The following is a 15,420-nucleotide window of genomic DNA, read 5'->3' as shown; positions in this document are numbered from 1 at the left end:
TTATTTATCTATCACTAATTCTACATACTAGTTCATATATAGATGCGTATTCCGCCACTGACAGCGACTTTATAAATCAATGTTAACAAAAAGCGAAATACAAATGCACGTTTCCAGTACTACCATTTTCTAAAATATCGTGACAAAAAAACAGGTAAAGAAAAACAATTGTTTTTCTCTACCTGTTTTGCATACTTAGGCTTTTGTTATTTCTTCTTTGCAGAACGTTAAAATTTCTTCTAATTCATCCTCTTCCAGTGCAAAGTCTAAATACTCTCCCTTTGCCTTTTCCATAATGAAATAATTTAGAATAAATGGAGCCCCTTCTTTTTCACCAATTAAAACACGAATTTCAATACCTGCTTCATGGTATAGCTCATCCTCTTCGTCAATGTCCACATCTAAAATAAATTCAAAACGTTTACCTTCAATAATATTCGTCGGATCTAAAATTTCTTCCATCGAGAATTGTGTAATATCCATTTATACTAACTCCTTTATCTTTACCTATTCTTTTCTATAATAAATCAATTTCAGCATGGGTCAACTAGAAAACCTGTATACACCTCCATGCAATTATGCCACAATAAAATAAAACTTTTAGCCTTCTGCTTTTTTCAGCAATTCAAGTTAGCTAAAAGTTAACATTTGACAAGCTACATACTTATTACATAAAGGAGGCTTTTTAATGAAAGAGCTACTATATTATCAAAACGCTATGCAACAAGAATTTACAGCAACGGTTGTACATACTGGTAGTGAGCCTGATGGACGCCAGTACGTTGTGCTTTCTAATACCGCCTTTTACCCAACAGGTGGTGGTCAACCACATGATACAGGTACTTTAAACAATACTAACGTAATCGATGTCGAAAAAATTGACGATGAAATTCGCCACTATATCGAAGGTGAAGCTTCCAATTTCTCTGGTGAAGTACATGGCAAATTGAACTGGAAACGCAGATTCGATCATATGCAACAGCACGCTGGACAGCATATTTTAACAGCAGCATTTGTCGAACTTTTTGATGCACCAACCGTAAGCTTTCACCTCGGTAGTGAGCAAGTTACGATAGATATTGCTGTAGATTCATTATCAAACGAACAGCTTGCGGCGGCTGAAGCTCGGGCAAATGATATTATTTTAGAAAACCGTCCAATAGAAACAAAATGGATTACCGAACAGCAACTTGTTGACTATAACTTGCGTAAAGAGGTAGCTGTCACAGGAGATATTCGATTAGTCATCATCCCTGATTTCGACTACAATGGCTGCGGCGGTACACACCCGACATCTACTGGACAAGTTAGCGCAATTAAAATTCTAGGGACAGAAAAAATGAAAGGAAATGTGCGTGTCTCCTTTGTATGCGGAGGGCGAGTTTTAGCAGAGCTAGCAATGCGAAAAACCGTACTGGCGGACGTGGCAAGGCAGTTAAGTGTGCCTGAAACCGAAGCAGCAACTGCACTTACAAAGCTTTTAGCAAGCCAAAAAACGACAGAAAAAGCGCTTGTAGCCGCAAGAGAAGAATTGCTTGCTTTTGAGGCAAAAGCATTAGCTTCTAGTGATACACATATTATCGCTACTGCTTTTCATAATCGCACGATACAAGAGCTCCAAAAATTAGCTCGTTTTATTATTGCTGAACGTGCTGATGTTATTGCCCTACTCGTTTCAGAAAATGAAGATAAATTACAATTTGTTGCTGCTCGTGGTACACAAGTAGAAGCTAGCATGAAAGAGCTTGCTGCAAAAGCTTTACCATTTATTAATGGTAAGGGTGGTGGTAGCGATCAGATGGTGCAAGGCGGTGGTGAGCGCATAATTACTTGCGAACAACTGCTCACTGCTATGCAAGATGCGCTACAATAAATCTGTATACAGTAACAAGCCTCGCAAAGCAAAACTGCTTTGCGAGGCTTGTTGTATAATGGCTTAATTTTTTTAATCAATTAACTTTGAAGTTTTTAGGAAGCGCTCGATTATTACTGCAACCTCTGCACGTGTAATATTATCTGTTGGGGCTACTATTTGATTGCTTCTTCCTGTCACAAGGCCTGTTTTCACTGATAGGGCTATGTAACGTTTTGCATCATCGGCAATTTTTTGATTGTCACTAAATGGCGCTAAAATTGTATTAACTTCTTCCTCTGTGATATCTGTATTGATATCCGTTAGAGACAATGCTCTGGCTAAAATCGTCATCGCTTGCTGACGTGTTATTTTATCATTTGGTCCAAATTTGCCGTTACTATAGCCTTGAATTAAATTATATTCTGTAGCTGTATTTAAATAGTGCGCGTACCATGCATCTTGTGCAACGTCACTATATTTGATTGTACCTTCACTTGGCTTCAACCCTAAGCCGCGCACCATTATGGCAACAAATTGCGAACGTGTAATATCTTTATTTGGTTCAAATACACCATTACTCGTGCCATCAATAATGAAGCGAGAGCCAAGATTATTAATGCTATCCTTTGCCCAATGGGTTGTTACATCATTAAATGCAACAGGATGCCATACAACAGTATATAAACTATTTGTTAAACTATTGATTACTGCATAGTACTTTCCTTCTTTTTGAACAACTTTCGTTGGCACGTGGTAAGTTGTGCCATCCGGTCTCACGACAACACCTGTTGTGATTTTGCTTAAATCCGTATCGTTTGGAAGTGCAATCGTACGTTCTATATAGGTGTTAAATTTACTTATTTCACCTGTAGTGTTTCCAAATGTATAAGTCACTTTAAAGTCAATTGGCTTTGTCACTAAAGAGAAATTCTGTTCATTTGCGGTAGTATCTACTATATGTGCTGCTTCTGCCGTTACTTTAGCAAGCTCTATACGAATTTTAATATCTTTTAGAGCAACTGTTGCGCCTAATTGTTGCGAGATGGCATCAATATTAATTTGTTGGGCTGGTAATTTATAAGAGGCTGTCGGTGTTTGGACGACAATTGTTGCCTGCTTATTCTCCATAGTTTTCACGATTTCACCATCTAGTTCACCGATAATCATGTCTGCATTGGTGTCACTAATAGGAATCGTTATGATAGCGTGATTCCCTGAAGTTTGTAGCTTTTCTTGAAGTTTCGCTGAATCCGCCAGCAGTGTAATCACCTTCTGATTATTAACTGTCGATTTTATAGCCTTACCAAGTGACATCTCTTCGCCGTTGACGATAATAATTGCTGCATCTGTCGGTGCCGGATCTGGTGTCGGCGTTGTGCTTGGTATGTCAGAGCTATTGTTACTATCACTTGTAGCAGGAGGCGCTTCCTTTGAAATTACAATGGTGTACTGCTGATATGCTCCATCAACAGCTGTTACCATCACAGAAATTGTATTTAAACCTATTGCTAGTTTTACAGGCTGTGTAGCTAATGTTCCGTTTACAGTAACTGTGGATTTGCTATCTTCTACGGTCGGTGTAATGATGACACTATCTACTCCAGCAGAAACTTTTGCTGTATATGTTTTTATATCTTTGTTAAAGGCAGGGCTTAATGTACCGCTTGAAATCGTTAAATTTTTCAAATTCGCATTTGTAGAATTTGATAAAGCTTTCACAATAATTGTGAATGTTTTCGATTCTGTTACATTTCCTTTTGAAATAGTAGCCGTTAACATAACTGTTTGATTACCCTGCAATGCAGTCGGTCGAGTCACCTTGCCATCATTCGCTATAATGTCAGACTTATTGGATGACCAACTAATTGTTGTGCCATTCATACCTACAGTCGGTAATGTAAGTTTTTGTGTGACTGATGTTGCTGAATCCCCTGCGCTATATAACACTGCCAAGGAACTTTTATCGTTTTGCACTTTATTCGACAGCACTTGATAAAGTATGGTATTGATTTCAGTTTGTAACATTTCTATTTTATCAAAACCTTCAGTAGGTCGAACTTGAAGCAATTGTTTACACACTTCATCTTGTTCTTCCGTAGTTAACAAATTGTAGTCATTCAAGTCCAACTGTGTTTCTTCTTCAAATACTGTCCATAACTCAAAAGCATCAGCAGCACTATTGACATTTATTAAAAATGAACGAGCTGTGAGAGCATTTAAATAGGTCTGTCTTAACAAAGTAATTGAATTATAACCAGCTTGTGGACGCTTCTCTATCATCCAATTGGCTAATTCATTCTGATCCGCTAATTTGAAATTTAAATACAATTGATGTGCACCCGCTGTATAGTGTAATACATTCCAATCTTTCAGCATTGCGGATTTCATATCCTCTATATTACTAGCATTATTAAAAGAACCTAAGTCATTTTGTGCTGCTGAGGCGTTAGACATTGGCGCTAAGCATAGCGCCAATGCAATTAAAATGAGCAATAAGCTTGATCCTTTATTTTTTTTGTATCGAATACGACTCACCCATTTCTGATCAAAATATAAACTTATTAGTTCGCTTTATTTAATAGTAGAATAATCACCAGGCTGTAACTGTCTCCATTCAGAGCTTTCAAAGATTGAAGACCCTGATTGGAATCTGCTATATCGTGCAAGACCACCATCATTCGGTAAAAGAGCAGTTGTCGAAGTTGGATCTCCTAGTAAATCGACGATTTGACCATTGCGCTCTAAAGCGATGGCTACAATATAACTACCATTTGCAACATGGAACTCTGTATTATAATATGTCGCATTTGTTAGATCAAAAAAATCATAAAATAATTCATTAATTACGACGTAACTTGCAATATTTGAACTAAACATCTCTACTCTCTCAACATTGCGAGTGCTCGTTGTTGGATTATACTGATGGAGTACAATTTCATATCCAAAAGCGTCTTCTAATTTAGGATTAGATAGTTGGATAACATCTCTACCGTTCCCACCTTGCAAAAAGTCAGATATAAATAATGTCGGTGCTTCAATTGCTACTATAAAAGTCGTTGACACTTGTCCACCATTACCATCTTTAGCTGTTACTGTAATTGTGCTTGATCCGATTGCTTTCGGTTGTAGTGAGAGAGTAGTCCCATTTAAAGTAACAGCAGCAACTGCCTCATTACTTGAATTCACACTTAATGTTAAGGCATCTTGATCTTCGTCGGTAAATACATCGTTCAGTTCTATATTCCAAATAACTCCATTTTCATTTCCTCGTTGATCTTTAATCGTTTTCGCTACGATTGGCGCATGATTAGAAGAAGCTGCTGTAACTGTTACTGTAAAGTTTGTTGAAATAGTGCCCCCATTGCCATCAGTAGCCGTTAAAGTAATCGTAGCTGCACCAACTTTTTGGGGTGAAATGCTCAAAATTGTGCCATTCAAACTAACAGTAGCTATGTCTGTATCATTCGATACGGCACTCAATGTTAAAACATCATTATCTGCATCTGTAAATACATTGCTAATATCAATAGTACTATCCGCGCTATTAACAGCTAATGTTTGATTTGTAAGAGCCTCTGCTACTACGGGATCTGTATTGGCTTGAGGTAAAACTTCCACTTCGAAGCTGGTCATAGCTCGTCCTAACTTCCCATCATCTGCAGTTACTTTTATTCTTGTATTGCCAGGTGCTACCCCTTCAATAATAAGTTGGTCGCCGTTAACTTGTGTCGAAACAATTCCAAAAGGAGTTGACATAACCTTATAAGTTAATGTGTCTCCATCGGCATCATAGAATACCTTACTTAAGTCAATCACCTTTTGCGGTTGTCCCAGTGTAATAGTTTGCTTTGGGATTCTCTCAGATGCTACAACAACAGGCAATTGATTGTTCGAAGCCGCATAAGTGAATTGTGTAGAGAAACTAAGAATAATAGAAATAACCAACATTAAACAGAGCGTTACTAAAATTTTTCTCGTATTTAATTTAATATCCAACACGAAGCCTCCTCTAATAATGTAATTGTGTTTTCTTTTGACAATGCTTGTTATGTAAACCTTAAAAACTTTAAAACATCTAAAAATGTATAGATGTCCTGACTGATTATATCAATCGAAACTCTCCAATTTCTCTCCAATTCATTGTGTGAATGCCCTCTTTCCATAAAAAATAAGCTGCCCAAATCACTTTGGACAGCTTTAGCTTGTATTTTATAATTTAAATTTTTGGATGGCTCCATGTAGACGGTTTGCCATGTCCGACATTTTTATCGTTTGATTGTTCATTGCCTCTACCGTTTTCATTTGCTCTGCTGTAGCATTTTTTACTTCCGCTACATAATCACTTGCAGCATGGGCAGTTGCCGCCATTTCCTCCATAGAGGCAGAAACCTCTTCCGTATTAGCTGACATTTGTTCTGCGGAAGCATTCATTTCCTCAATTTGACCTGCTATTTCACCGACAGCTTGAACTATTTCTTCAAAGCGCTCTCCTACTGCTTCTATTGCTACTAGACCTCGCGCTACATTTTCTTCGCCATTTTCTGCTGCTTTCACAACCTCTAATGTGTGCGCCTGCACTCTATCAATTAATATATTAATTTGGGCAGCAGAGCCAGCTGTTTGCTCCGAAAGTTTTCTTACCTCCTCTGCGACTACCGCAAAGCCTTTACCTGCATCTCCTGCACGTGCAGCTTCAATTGAAGCGTTTAATGCTAATAGATTTGTTTGGTCTGAAATATCCGTAATCATTTTAGAAATTAGCTCTATTTCTTTCGATTCCTGTTCTAGCTTATGGATAATGTCGAGCTCTAAAGCTGTTCCACGTTGTATTTCATCCATGCGAGTAATCGACTGCTGGACTGCTCCGTTACTTTCACTTATTTTCTCGGAAATAAAATCAGTATTCGTAGCTATCGTTGAAGCAACTTCAGCAAAGTTTTGAATACCAAGTGCCATTTGTTCCATCGCTGTGGCACTTTCCTCTGCCATTGCCGTTTGACTTTGTGCGCCACGATCTACCTCACCTATTGCAAGTGCGATTTGCTCGGATTGTTTAGTGACAGCAATTACATCTCCCATTAACTCACAAGAGGTTTCATTTACCGCAGTCGCTTCTTTACCAGCCTGCGATATCATATCTCGCATATTATCTGCCATTTTATCTAAAGCCCGCACCATTGTCCCCATTTCATCAATACGCTTCAAATATTTAGCGGGGATTTCTTGCGTAAAATCTCCCTCAGATAATCCTTCACTAATACGAAGTACGTGGCGAAGCGGTTTACTTACAGATCTCGATATCGCAAACGAAATCAACAATCCCAAGATAGAGACAATAATCGTCATTACAATAAAGTTGGTCTTCAATTGAGAAAGCCCCGCTAGCATTTCATCCTCTAGTGCGATGACCCCCATTTTCCAACCATTATCTAACGTATGATATCCCATTAAACTCGTACCGTGGTCCTTCGTATCAAAAGAGAAATAGCCATTTGTATTACGTATCATTTCCTTTGCTGCTAACGATTCACCAGTTATTTCGCCAGATTCTTCTGCGGCAGAAATTGCATTCACCTGCTCTTTAACAAGAGCATGATTTTTATGTCCAATAACGGTACCTTTTGCATCTAACATAAGGGCATAACCATTTTCTCCAACTTGAATGTCTTCAACAATGTTAGATAAATAATAACCATCTATACGTGCTAACAATAATGCTTTTTCTCCAGTCACAGTATCGATTGGAGCTACGATTAAAATAACTGGTTCACCCGTGACACGGCTAATCGTGATTTCTGACATTACTGTCTTGCCTGTAAATCCTTCCTTTACATAATCACGATCACCTAAATCTGCTGTTGTATTATCTAAATAATGGGCTACCCCGTCAGATGTGATAATGCCAAAGCCTAAATAATTTTTACTATCATCCATACGCTTTGTTAAATAAGTTTTTTGCTCCTCAAACGCCATACCACGGATAACTGCTTGTTCCGCAATAGCCTCTACTTCCACTAAAGCTAGCTGAAAATGCTCCTCTATGTATTTTGATACATCTGCTGCTCTCGCTATCAAATTCGATTCAACCTGTTCTTCAACTGCTTTTGTACTATTCAACCATGTAGAAAAACCAAGGGTACCACATGTAACAAATACTAAAGCGATAATTACTATAACTAATTTACCACCAATACCTTTAATCCACATATTCGCTTTGCTCATTTCTCCAAATTTATTTTTCATTATCATTTTAATTTTTGTAATTTTTTGCCCTTCTTCTTCAAGAGTAAGGTCACTAAAACTAGAAGTCAATAAAAGTTTTCCAATAAGAATAAAAATTGTCTAAAATTGTATTTATCATCATAAGCATAGTGCTTATAGTCTAATACATATTATCCACACACTTCCTAAATCGTTATTAAATAGATTTTTAAATGGATAAAAATAAAACTTTTTCCATGGTAATTTGATTATAATTTGCTTTTTTTGCTGATTATAAAACATAGAACACAATCTGTTTACTTTTGGAGGGGTGGATTTTTTATGAGTGCAGATAATAATGTCTCACGTCGTGATTTTTTAAAAACAACAGGTATTGCAGCTGGTACATTAGTCGGTGGTGGATTAATAGGTGGTCTTGTTGGCTATAACATCAACGGTAAAGGCACTTCTACATTAGAGCATGGTAATGGGACGACAAATGAAGCTGCTGGTTCACCTAAAGCAAAAATGTTTTTCATGAACGAGCGCGATTTTAAAATTTTATCGAATGCTACTGAACGTATTTTTCCCAAGGATGATTTAGGACCTGGTGCGATTGATTTAGATGTTCCTTACTTTATAGATCATCAGTTAGCCGGACAATATGGCAGTAATTCAAAAGAATATATGAAGGGTCCTTTTGGTGAGGGTTCCCCCACACAGGGCTATCAAAGTCGCTTAACACGCGCTGAAATTTTCAAACAAGGCATTGCCAAAATGGAAACGGAAGCTCAAAGTCGATTCAAAAAAGGCTTTAATGATTTAGAGGGCAAGCAAATGGATGAAATTTTAACAGCTTTTCAAAAAGGTGACATACAAATGAGTGGCGTAACTTCCGCATTCTTTTTTACGCTATTACGTGCCGCTACTTTAGAAGGAGCGTATTCAGATCCTTTATACGGGGGCAACCGAAACATGGAAGGTTGGCGTATGAAAGGCTTCCCTGGTCATCAAATGGCTTATATCACCATGATTGAAGATCCTAAGTTCCAAAAAATTGAACCAAATCAATTAGGTAATCACTAATCTAAGGGGGGTTTTATAGATGGCAACAACATTACCAAGTGTAGACGTTGTAACAGTAGGTGTTGGGTGGACAGGTGGCATTGTCGCCGCTGAGTGCTCGAAAGCTGGATTAAAGGTAGTTGGTTTAGAACGTGGTCAGAAACGTGGCACCGAGGATTTTTTAAGTATTCATGATGAATACCGCTACGCAATTCGCTATGATTTAATGCAAAATCTTTCAAAGGAAACGGTTACTTTTCGTAATAGTCGAAAGATGCAAGCTTTACCGATGCGTCAACTCGGTTCCTTTTTATTAGGTGAGGGGCTTGGTGGGTCCGGAACGCACTGGAATGGTATGACATTCCGCTTTTTACCGTATGACTTTCAGATTAAAACAATGACAGATGAGCGTTATGGGGCAAATAAATTAGGGCCTGACTATCTATTGCAGGATTGGGCACTAAACTACGATCAATTAGAGCCCTATTTTGATAAATTTGAAAAAACACTCGGCATTTCTGGGGATGATAAAAATCCGTTTGCGGGTAAACGCTCAAGTGCCTATCCAACACCTCCTATGAAAATGACGCCTATGCTACAACAATTTGAGAAAGCAACGAAAAATCTAAAATTATCACCTTATATGGTTCCTTCCGCCAACATTTCAGAAGTCTATAAAAATCCTGATGGTGAAACAATTAATGCTTGTCAATACTGTGGCTTCTGTGAACGTTTCGGTTGTGAATATGGGGCAAAATCTTCTGCGGAAATTACCGTAGTACCTACTGCTTTAAAAACAGGAAATTTCGATTTGCGCTTTAACTCTAACGTTGTAGAAATTTTAAAACAGGGTAACAAGGCAACCGGCGTAAGATATATCGACACGGTATCTGGTGAGGAGTTTATTCAACCTGCGAATATTGTCGTATTAACAAGCTATGTCTTTAACAACGCTAAACTGTTAATGGTTTCTAATATTGGTCAACCATATGATCCAACAACAGGTAAAGGAACATTAGGTCGCAACTATTGTTATCAAATATTACCTGGTGCTAGCGGATTCTTCGATGAACAATACAATACGTTCATGGGTGCAGGGTCTCTTGGTATGAGCATAGATGATTACAATGGGGATAACTTTGACCATAGTGAATTAGATTTTATCCACGGTGGCAATATAGCGCTTACTCAAACAGGTGCACGTCCTATTAGTTCAAATCCAACCCCTCCTGATACGCCAACATGGGGACCAGAATTTAAAAAGCAGTCTATTCATTACTACACACGTTCGTTTGGTATTGGTGCGCAAGGGGCCTCTATGCCACATAAAGAAAATTATCTGTCTCTTGATTCCAATTACAAAGATGCGTATGGTTTACCACTCATACAATTAACCTACAACTTTACTGATCAAGATCGGGCACTTCATAAATTTATTTCAGCTCGCGCTGCTGACATTATGAAAGAAATGGGTGCCAAAACGATTGTACCTAATGCAGAAATTACAGACTACAACATTGTCCCTTATCAAACGACACACAATACAGGTGGGACAGTTATGAGCTCAACACCTGATAAGGGCGTTGTGAATAACTATTTACAACATTGGGATGTAGAAAACCTTTTCGCTATAAGTGCTGGAAGCTTTGCTCATAATAGTGGCTATAATCCAACCGGTACCCTCGGCGCACTAGCTTATCGCTGTGCAGAAGGTATTGTGAAATATAGCAAATCAGGTGGTTCTTTAGTGTAGGGCAGCTATCTATACTATGAAAATATTGGAGAGGAGGATGAAGCGATGGGAGGTCTTGGTGCAATCGGTATTCCTGGGTTAATTATCATTTTGGTCATTGTACTTATCGTTTTCGGTCCAAAAAAATTACCAGAAATCGGTGGTGCAGTCGGTAAAACATTTGCAGAGTTCAAAAAGTCAACAAAAGGATTAATGGATGACGACGATGAGCCTGCGAAAAAAATAGAAAAAAAATCTGATGTTTCGTAGGAGGTTTCCTATGGATCCTTATGAAGAAAAAAACTATTTAAGTCCGCTCGATAAAAAGCAAAAGGAGCCTCCATCAATACAGGAGGCTTTTGTTGAAATTGCCAGTATTGACGATGAGCAGACAATTGTCGAAGATAAACCAATTTTCCCTGTAAACTCTCTGCTCGAGCATATTACAGAACTGCGTAAACAAATCATTAAAGGGCTTGTTGTCTTTCTATTATTTTTTGTTGTCGCATTTTCTACCATTAATATTTGGTTTCCTTATGTAACCCGTGGCCATTCCCTTATTATATTAGGGCCATTAGAGGTCGTTAAGTTTTATATGACCATTTCAACTACTCTAGCCTTTGGACTATCGATGCCCTTTCTCGTTCACTTTCTTTGGAGCTTTGTAAAACCTGGCTTAAAGGAAGAGGAAAGCCGTTTTCTCGGGCTCTATGCACCTGTAATGTTTGTGCTCTTTCTATTAGGTATTGCATTCGGCTATTTTGTTGTAAACCCACTTAGCTATTCATTTTTAGTAAGCTTAGGTGCTGCTAATTTTGATGTAATGGTATCAGCTAGTGAATACATGCATTTTTTAATTATGACGACTGTACCACTCGGCTTATTATTTGAGTTACCGATCGTTGCACTCTTTTTATCGTCCATTGGTTTACTAACTGCCGAATCCATGAAAAAAATACGAGGCTGGTCCTATATCGCAATGGGTGTTGGCTCTGCAGTTATTACACCACCTGATTTCATTAGTCAATTACTTGTATTAATACCGATGATTATTTTATACGAAATTAGTATTCATCTTGTTAAACGTATCGAACGTAAACAATTAGAAAGCACTGCGTAACTAAAACGCAGTGCTTAACTATTGTTGTTGATTTTTGTTGTAGGCTTGCTTTGAGTGCCTGTCACCTAGTGCTTATTTTTTCTTTAAATCCATGACAATAATTTCAGGTAAATTAAAAATTCGATATGGTACACTACTATTTCCTAGACCTCGGCTAACGACCATTTTGGTGCGTTCTTCCTCGTAAAAACCAGCAGTGAACTTAGGAAACAGCCCCTGTCCTGGTGCCACCAGTCCTCCCATGCCAGGAATCCGTACTTGCCCACCATGTGCATGTCCTGAAAATACCAAATCTATTCCTTGATTTACATACGTACTAAACACTTCTGGTCGATGCGCCAGCAATAACTTAAGCATTTCTTCTGGAACATACGCTGTCGCCAACTCTAGCATTTCTTCTGTCGATCTACCCATTAACGGATCTTCAATACCAATAATCGCCAAGCGCTCCCCGTCGCGCTCTAGCACGGTCGATTCATTAGCCATCACATGTACACCTAACGATGAGAGCGCCTCATAAATTTCGCTAACCTTATTCGACGCCACTTCATGGTTTCCTAGTACATAATATACATCCGCTAATTCAACTAGTCCTTTAACTGCCTGTAGACTTTGTTTTAAATCGTAACGATTGCTATCAATCACATCACCTGTGATAAAAATATAGTCAGGGTTTGTATCCTTAACCTTAGCAATCAGTTTTTGCTGATTGTTACCAAAGAGGGCATCATGTAAATCCGATACTTGTACAATGCGTAGCCCATCAAAATTGGCAGGCACCTTTTCTGATTCGAATACATGTTTACTAACGACTAGCCAGTGATTGTTTACGTACAAAAAAATGACTATAAAAAGAATAAAAAAGATACCATATAATAATTTTTTCAATCGCAATCGCTCACTTTGCGGCTACTTTTTTCAGAATAAAACTCTGACTTCTCTATTATAAGCAAAAATCAGAGTGATTGTAAGTATATGCACTTTAATTATATAAAATGCACAAAAGTACTATGGTCTTTACTCTTTAGCATATGGCATTATATCCAAAATCCACACTACTTTTAAATTTACACTTCTCTCTCATAGATTGACTTTGCACCATCCTTATTACGAGCGTACAATCTCAAAAGCGCATTTAGTTCTCTTCTTTAAAAGAGCTAAATGCGCTTCACTATTTATAACACTTTTTCTAAAAAGTCTTTTGCACGTTGTGTAGAAGGAGATGTGAAAAATTCTTCTGGAGGTGCATCCTCTATTAGCTTTCCACCATCAAGGAATAAAATGCGATCCGCTACTTCGCGAGCAAAGCCCATTTCATGCGTAACAATTAGCATTGTCATCCCTGAATCAGCTAAGTTTTTCATAACTGCTAAAACTTCTTTAACCATTTCTGGGTCAAGTGCAGATGTTGGCTCATCAAACAGTATCACTTTTGGGTCCATTGCAAGTGCTCTGGCAATTGCCACACGTTGCTTTTGTCCACCTGAAAGGCGACTTGGATACTCATTGCGTTTTTCAAAAAGACCTACTTTTGTTAGTAAATCTTCAGCCGCTTTAATAGCTGTTGTCTTATCCATTCCCTTTACATTGATAGGTGCATACGTTAAGTTTTCCAATACAGTTTTATGTGGGAAAAGGTGAAAATGTTGAAATACCATACCTACCTCTTCGCGTATTTTCATAATATTTGTCCCTTTATCTGTCAGGACATCGCCAGCAATTGTTATCTTCCCACTCGTCGGTTCTTCTAGTAAATTTAAGCAGCGTAGGAATGTAGATTTACCAGAACCGGAAGGCCCAATAATAGCAATTACTTCTTTTTCTTTTATTTCAGTTGAAATACCTTTCAACACTTCATTTTGCCCATATGATTTGTGTAAATCTTCAATTTTAATCACTTTTTCTCATTCCTTTCTCGATTCGTTTACCAAGGAACGTTAAGACAAGCGTCATAATATAGTAGATTACCCCTGCAAATAATAAAGGTTCAAGATATCGATAAGTTGAACCCCCAACAATATAGGCACGGCGCATAATATCAAGAGCACTTATTACTGTTACAACTGCTGTTTCTTTGTTTAATGTAATAAATTCATTTACTAAAGAAGGTAAAATATTTTTCACAGCTTGTGGAATAATAATATCCTTCATCATTTTTGAATATGGGATGCCTAGTGCTTGAGCTGCCTCCATTTGACCTTTATCAACGGCATTAATACCCGCACGAATAATTTCTGAAATATAAGCTCCAGAGTTTAAGCCAAACGCAATAATTGCAGTTGGAATTGGCTGAATTTGAATATCTAGTAGCTGTGGAACAGCATAGTAAATAATTAATAATTGTAATACAAGTGGCGTCCCGCGGAAAATTGACGTGTAAAAGTCCGCTAGCCAGCGTAGCATTTTTACTTTCCCAATTTTACATAATGCTAATAATATACCAACGATAAACCCAATGAGAGAAGCACCGATTGCTATTTGAAGTGTAACACCTATTCCTTTTAAAATATAAGGAATAGAGGGAATGATTGCTGAGAAATCTAAATTCACAGCGTACCCTCCTTTCTCGTTTCCTTTTAGTGAAATGGACAAGCGATAGCCCTAAATAGGGCTATCGCATATCAATACTATTATTCAGCTTTTTCTAACCATTTTTCTTCAAGCTGTTGAATTTTTCCTTCATCTGCTAATTCTTTTAATGCCTTGTTAATTTTATCTTTTAAATCGCTACCTTTTTGAACAGCGATTGCTTTGAAATCTTCTGGTTGTTCTTCTACTGGGAATGCCGCTAGTTTATCGTTTGTTTTCAGATAACCTTTCGCTACGCCACCTTCTAGAATGGCTGCATCCAAGCGTTTAGACATCATATCTTGGATGATTTCAGGAATACGTGTGCGTCCTTCAACTGATACATCTACTTTTTTAGCAATGGCATTACCTAAATTTTCTTGAATAGAAGCTGTTTGAACACCGATTTTTTTACCAGCTAAGTCCGCTTCTTTTTTAATTCCACTATCTTTTTTAACGACGATAACTTGTTCTGTTTCATTGTATTTATCTGAGAAATCTACTACTTTTTCTCGCTCTTCATTTGGTGTCATACCAGAAATAACAACATCTACTTTACCTGCTTGTAAAGCTGGCACAAGGCTGTTAAAGTCCATATCTTGAACTTGCATTTCTACACCTAATTTTTCACCAACTAATTTAATTAAATCAATATCGAATCCAATGATTTCTTCACCTTTAGCAGCGTCTACATATTCAAATGGTGCATAGTCTGCTGATGTACCTACTTTTAATACTTGTTTATTTTCTGTATCTGAGCTTGTATTTGTTGCTTTATCTTCTTTAGTGCCACATGCTGCCAGTAAACCAATTACTAGAACAAGCATAAGCATGAAAAATTTGTTCTTCATCTTTTATATCTCCTTTTGATGTTTTTTT

Annotated in this window: 13 protein-coding genes; 5 read left to right on the top strand and 8 right to left on the bottom strand. The window is 37.7% G+C overall.

The annotated features are described in order from the left end of the window. Positions 1-195 precede the first annotated feature (195 nt). Positions 196-483: a DUF6509 family protein gene (locus MKY08_RS00865; RefSeq protein WP_069508800.1), complete on the bottom strand. Its 288-nt coding sequence runs from the start codon at positions 481-483 to the stop codon at positions 196-198. A 205-nt stretch (positions 484-688) separates the two neighbouring features. Here MKY08_RS00865 and MKY08_RS00860 point away from each other — a divergent pair, with 205 nt between their 5' ends. Continuing rightward, positions 689-1,873, top strand: coding sequence for a DHHA1 domain-containing protein (locus tag MKY08_RS00860; RefSeq protein WP_069508798.1), 1,185 nt, complete (start codon positions 689-691; stop codon positions 1,871-1,873). Between the two features lie 72 nt (positions 1,874-1,945). On the opposite strand, the gene MKY08_RS00855 is transcribed toward MKY08_RS00860, so the two are convergent. The 3 genes from MKY08_RS00855 to MKY08_RS00845 all read right to left on the bottom strand — a co-directional run bounded on the left by MKY08_RS00855 (position 1,946) and on the right by MKY08_RS00845 (position 8,167). Continuing rightward, on the bottom strand, positions 1,946-4,348 hold the full coding sequence (locus MKY08_RS00855) for an immunoglobulin-like domain-containing protein (RefSeq protein WP_069508796.1): 2,403 nt from the start codon (positions 4,346-4,348) through the stop codon (positions 1,946-1,948). 78 nt (positions 4,349-4,426) lie between these two features. Beyond that, positions 4,427-5,851, bottom strand: a complete 1,425-nt coding sequence (locus MKY08_RS00850) for an Ig-like domain-containing protein (RefSeq protein ID WP_069508794.1) — start codon at positions 5,849-5,851, stop codon at positions 4,427-4,429. Between the two features lie 213 nt (positions 5,852-6,064). Then, positions 6,065-8,167: a methyl-accepting chemotaxis protein gene (locus MKY08_RS00845; RefSeq protein WP_256093112.1), complete on the bottom strand. Its 2,103-nt coding sequence runs from the start codon at positions 8,165-8,167 to the stop codon at positions 6,065-6,067. A 231-nt stretch (positions 8,168-8,398) separates the two neighbouring features. Here MKY08_RS00845 and MKY08_RS00840 point away from each other — a divergent pair, with 231 nt between their 5' ends. Genes MKY08_RS00840 through tatC form a run of 4 tightly spaced genes read left to right on the top strand, consistent with a single transcriptional unit; the run spans position 8,399 to position 11,973 of the window. Further along, positions 8,399-9,142, top strand: a complete 744-nt coding sequence (locus MKY08_RS00840; RefSeq protein ID WP_069508791.1) for a gluconate 2-dehydrogenase subunit 3 family protein — start codon at positions 8,399-8,401, stop codon at positions 9,140-9,142. Positions 9,143-9,161: 19 nt separating this feature from the next. Continuing rightward, positions 9,162-10,874 (top strand): GMC family oxidoreductase, encoded by a 1,713-nt coding sequence (locus MKY08_RS00835; RefSeq protein ID WP_069508789.1) that lies wholly within the window; start codon positions 9,162-9,164, stop codon positions 10,872-10,874. Positions 10,875-10,919: 45 nt separating this feature from the next. Further along, positions 10,920-11,123 carry a twin-arginine translocase TatA/TatE family subunit gene (gene tatA / locus MKY08_RS00830; protein ID WP_069508787.1) on the top strand — a complete coding sequence of 68 codons (204 nt, stop codon included), beginning with the start codon at positions 10,920-10,922 and terminating at the stop codon, positions 11,121-11,123. Between the two features lie 10 nt (positions 11,124-11,133). Then, on the top strand, positions 11,134-11,973 hold the full coding sequence (gene tatC / locus MKY08_RS00825) for a twin-arginine translocase subunit TatC (RefSeq protein WP_069508785.1): 840 nt from the start codon (positions 11,134-11,136) through the stop codon (positions 11,971-11,973). 72 nt (positions 11,974-12,045) lie between these two features. On the opposite strand, the gene MKY08_RS00820 is transcribed toward tatC, so the two are convergent. From MKY08_RS00820 to MKY08_RS00805, 4 genes are all read right to left on the bottom strand, one after another. Next, positions 12,046-12,861, bottom strand: coding sequence for a metallophosphoesterase (locus MKY08_RS00820; protein ID WP_069508783.1), 816 nt, complete (start codon positions 12,859-12,861; stop codon positions 12,046-12,048). A gap of 287 nt (positions 12,862-13,148) precedes the next feature. Next, positions 13,149-13,871 carry an amino acid ABC transporter ATP-binding protein gene (locus tag MKY08_RS00815; RefSeq protein ID WP_069508780.1) on the bottom strand — a complete coding sequence of 241 codons (723 nt, stop codon included), beginning with the start codon at positions 13,869-13,871 and terminating at the stop codon, positions 13,149-13,151. Continuing rightward, the gene (locus MKY08_RS00810; protein ID WP_069508779.1) at positions 13,864-14,523 is read right to left on the bottom strand and encodes an amino acid ABC transporter permease; all 660 of its coding nucleotides are present in this window, start codon (positions 14,521-14,523) and stop codon (positions 13,864-13,866) included. Before MKY08_RS00810 ends, MKY08_RS00815 begins: the two co-directional genes overlap by 8 nt. 80 nt (positions 14,524-14,603) lie before the next feature. Then, positions 14,604-15,392 carry a transporter substrate-binding domain-containing protein gene (locus MKY08_RS00805; RefSeq protein WP_069508777.1) on the bottom strand — a complete coding sequence of 263 codons (789 nt, stop codon included), beginning with the start codon at positions 15,390-15,392 and terminating at the stop codon, positions 14,604-14,606. Positions 15,393-15,420: the final 28 nt, after the last annotated feature.

Source organism: Lysinibacillus sp. FSL M8-0337 (assembly GCF_038593855.1).
GTDB classification, from domain to species: Bacteria; Bacillota; Bacilli; order Bacillales_A; family Planococcaceae; genus Lysinibacillus; species Lysinibacillus sphaericus_D.
This window is presented reverse-complemented; position numbering and strand designations above follow the sequence as displayed.

What these genes read in the sequence shown, in the direction of transcription:
- MKY08_RS00840 (WP_069508791.1), top strand. Translation starts at nt 8,399, where the DNA reads ATGAGTGCAGATAATAATGTCTCACGTCGTGATTTTTTAAAAACAACA.
- MKY08_RS00805 (WP_069508777.1), bottom strand. Translation starts at nt 15,392, where the DNA reads ATGAAGAACAAATTTTTCATGCTTATGCTTGTTCTAGTAATTGGTTTA.
- MKY08_RS00865 (WP_069508800.1), bottom strand. Translation starts at nt 483, where the DNA reads ATGGATATTACACAATTCTCGATGGAAGAAATTTTAGATCCGACGAAT.
- MKY08_RS00860 (WP_069508798.1), top strand. Translation starts at nt 689, where the DNA reads ATGAAAGAGCTACTATATTATCAAAACGCTATGCAACAAGAATTTACA.
- MKY08_RS00835 (WP_069508789.1), top strand. Translation starts at nt 9,162, where the DNA reads ATGGCAACAACATTACCAAGTGTAGACGTTGTAACAGTAGGTGTTGGG.
- tatA (WP_069508787.1), top strand. Translation starts at nt 10,920, where the DNA reads ATGGGAGGTCTTGGTGCAATCGGTATTCCTGGGTTAATTATCATTTTG.
- tatC (WP_069508785.1), top strand. Translation starts at nt 11,134, where the DNA reads ATGGATCCTTATGAAGAAAAAAACTATTTAAGTCCGCTCGATAAAAAG.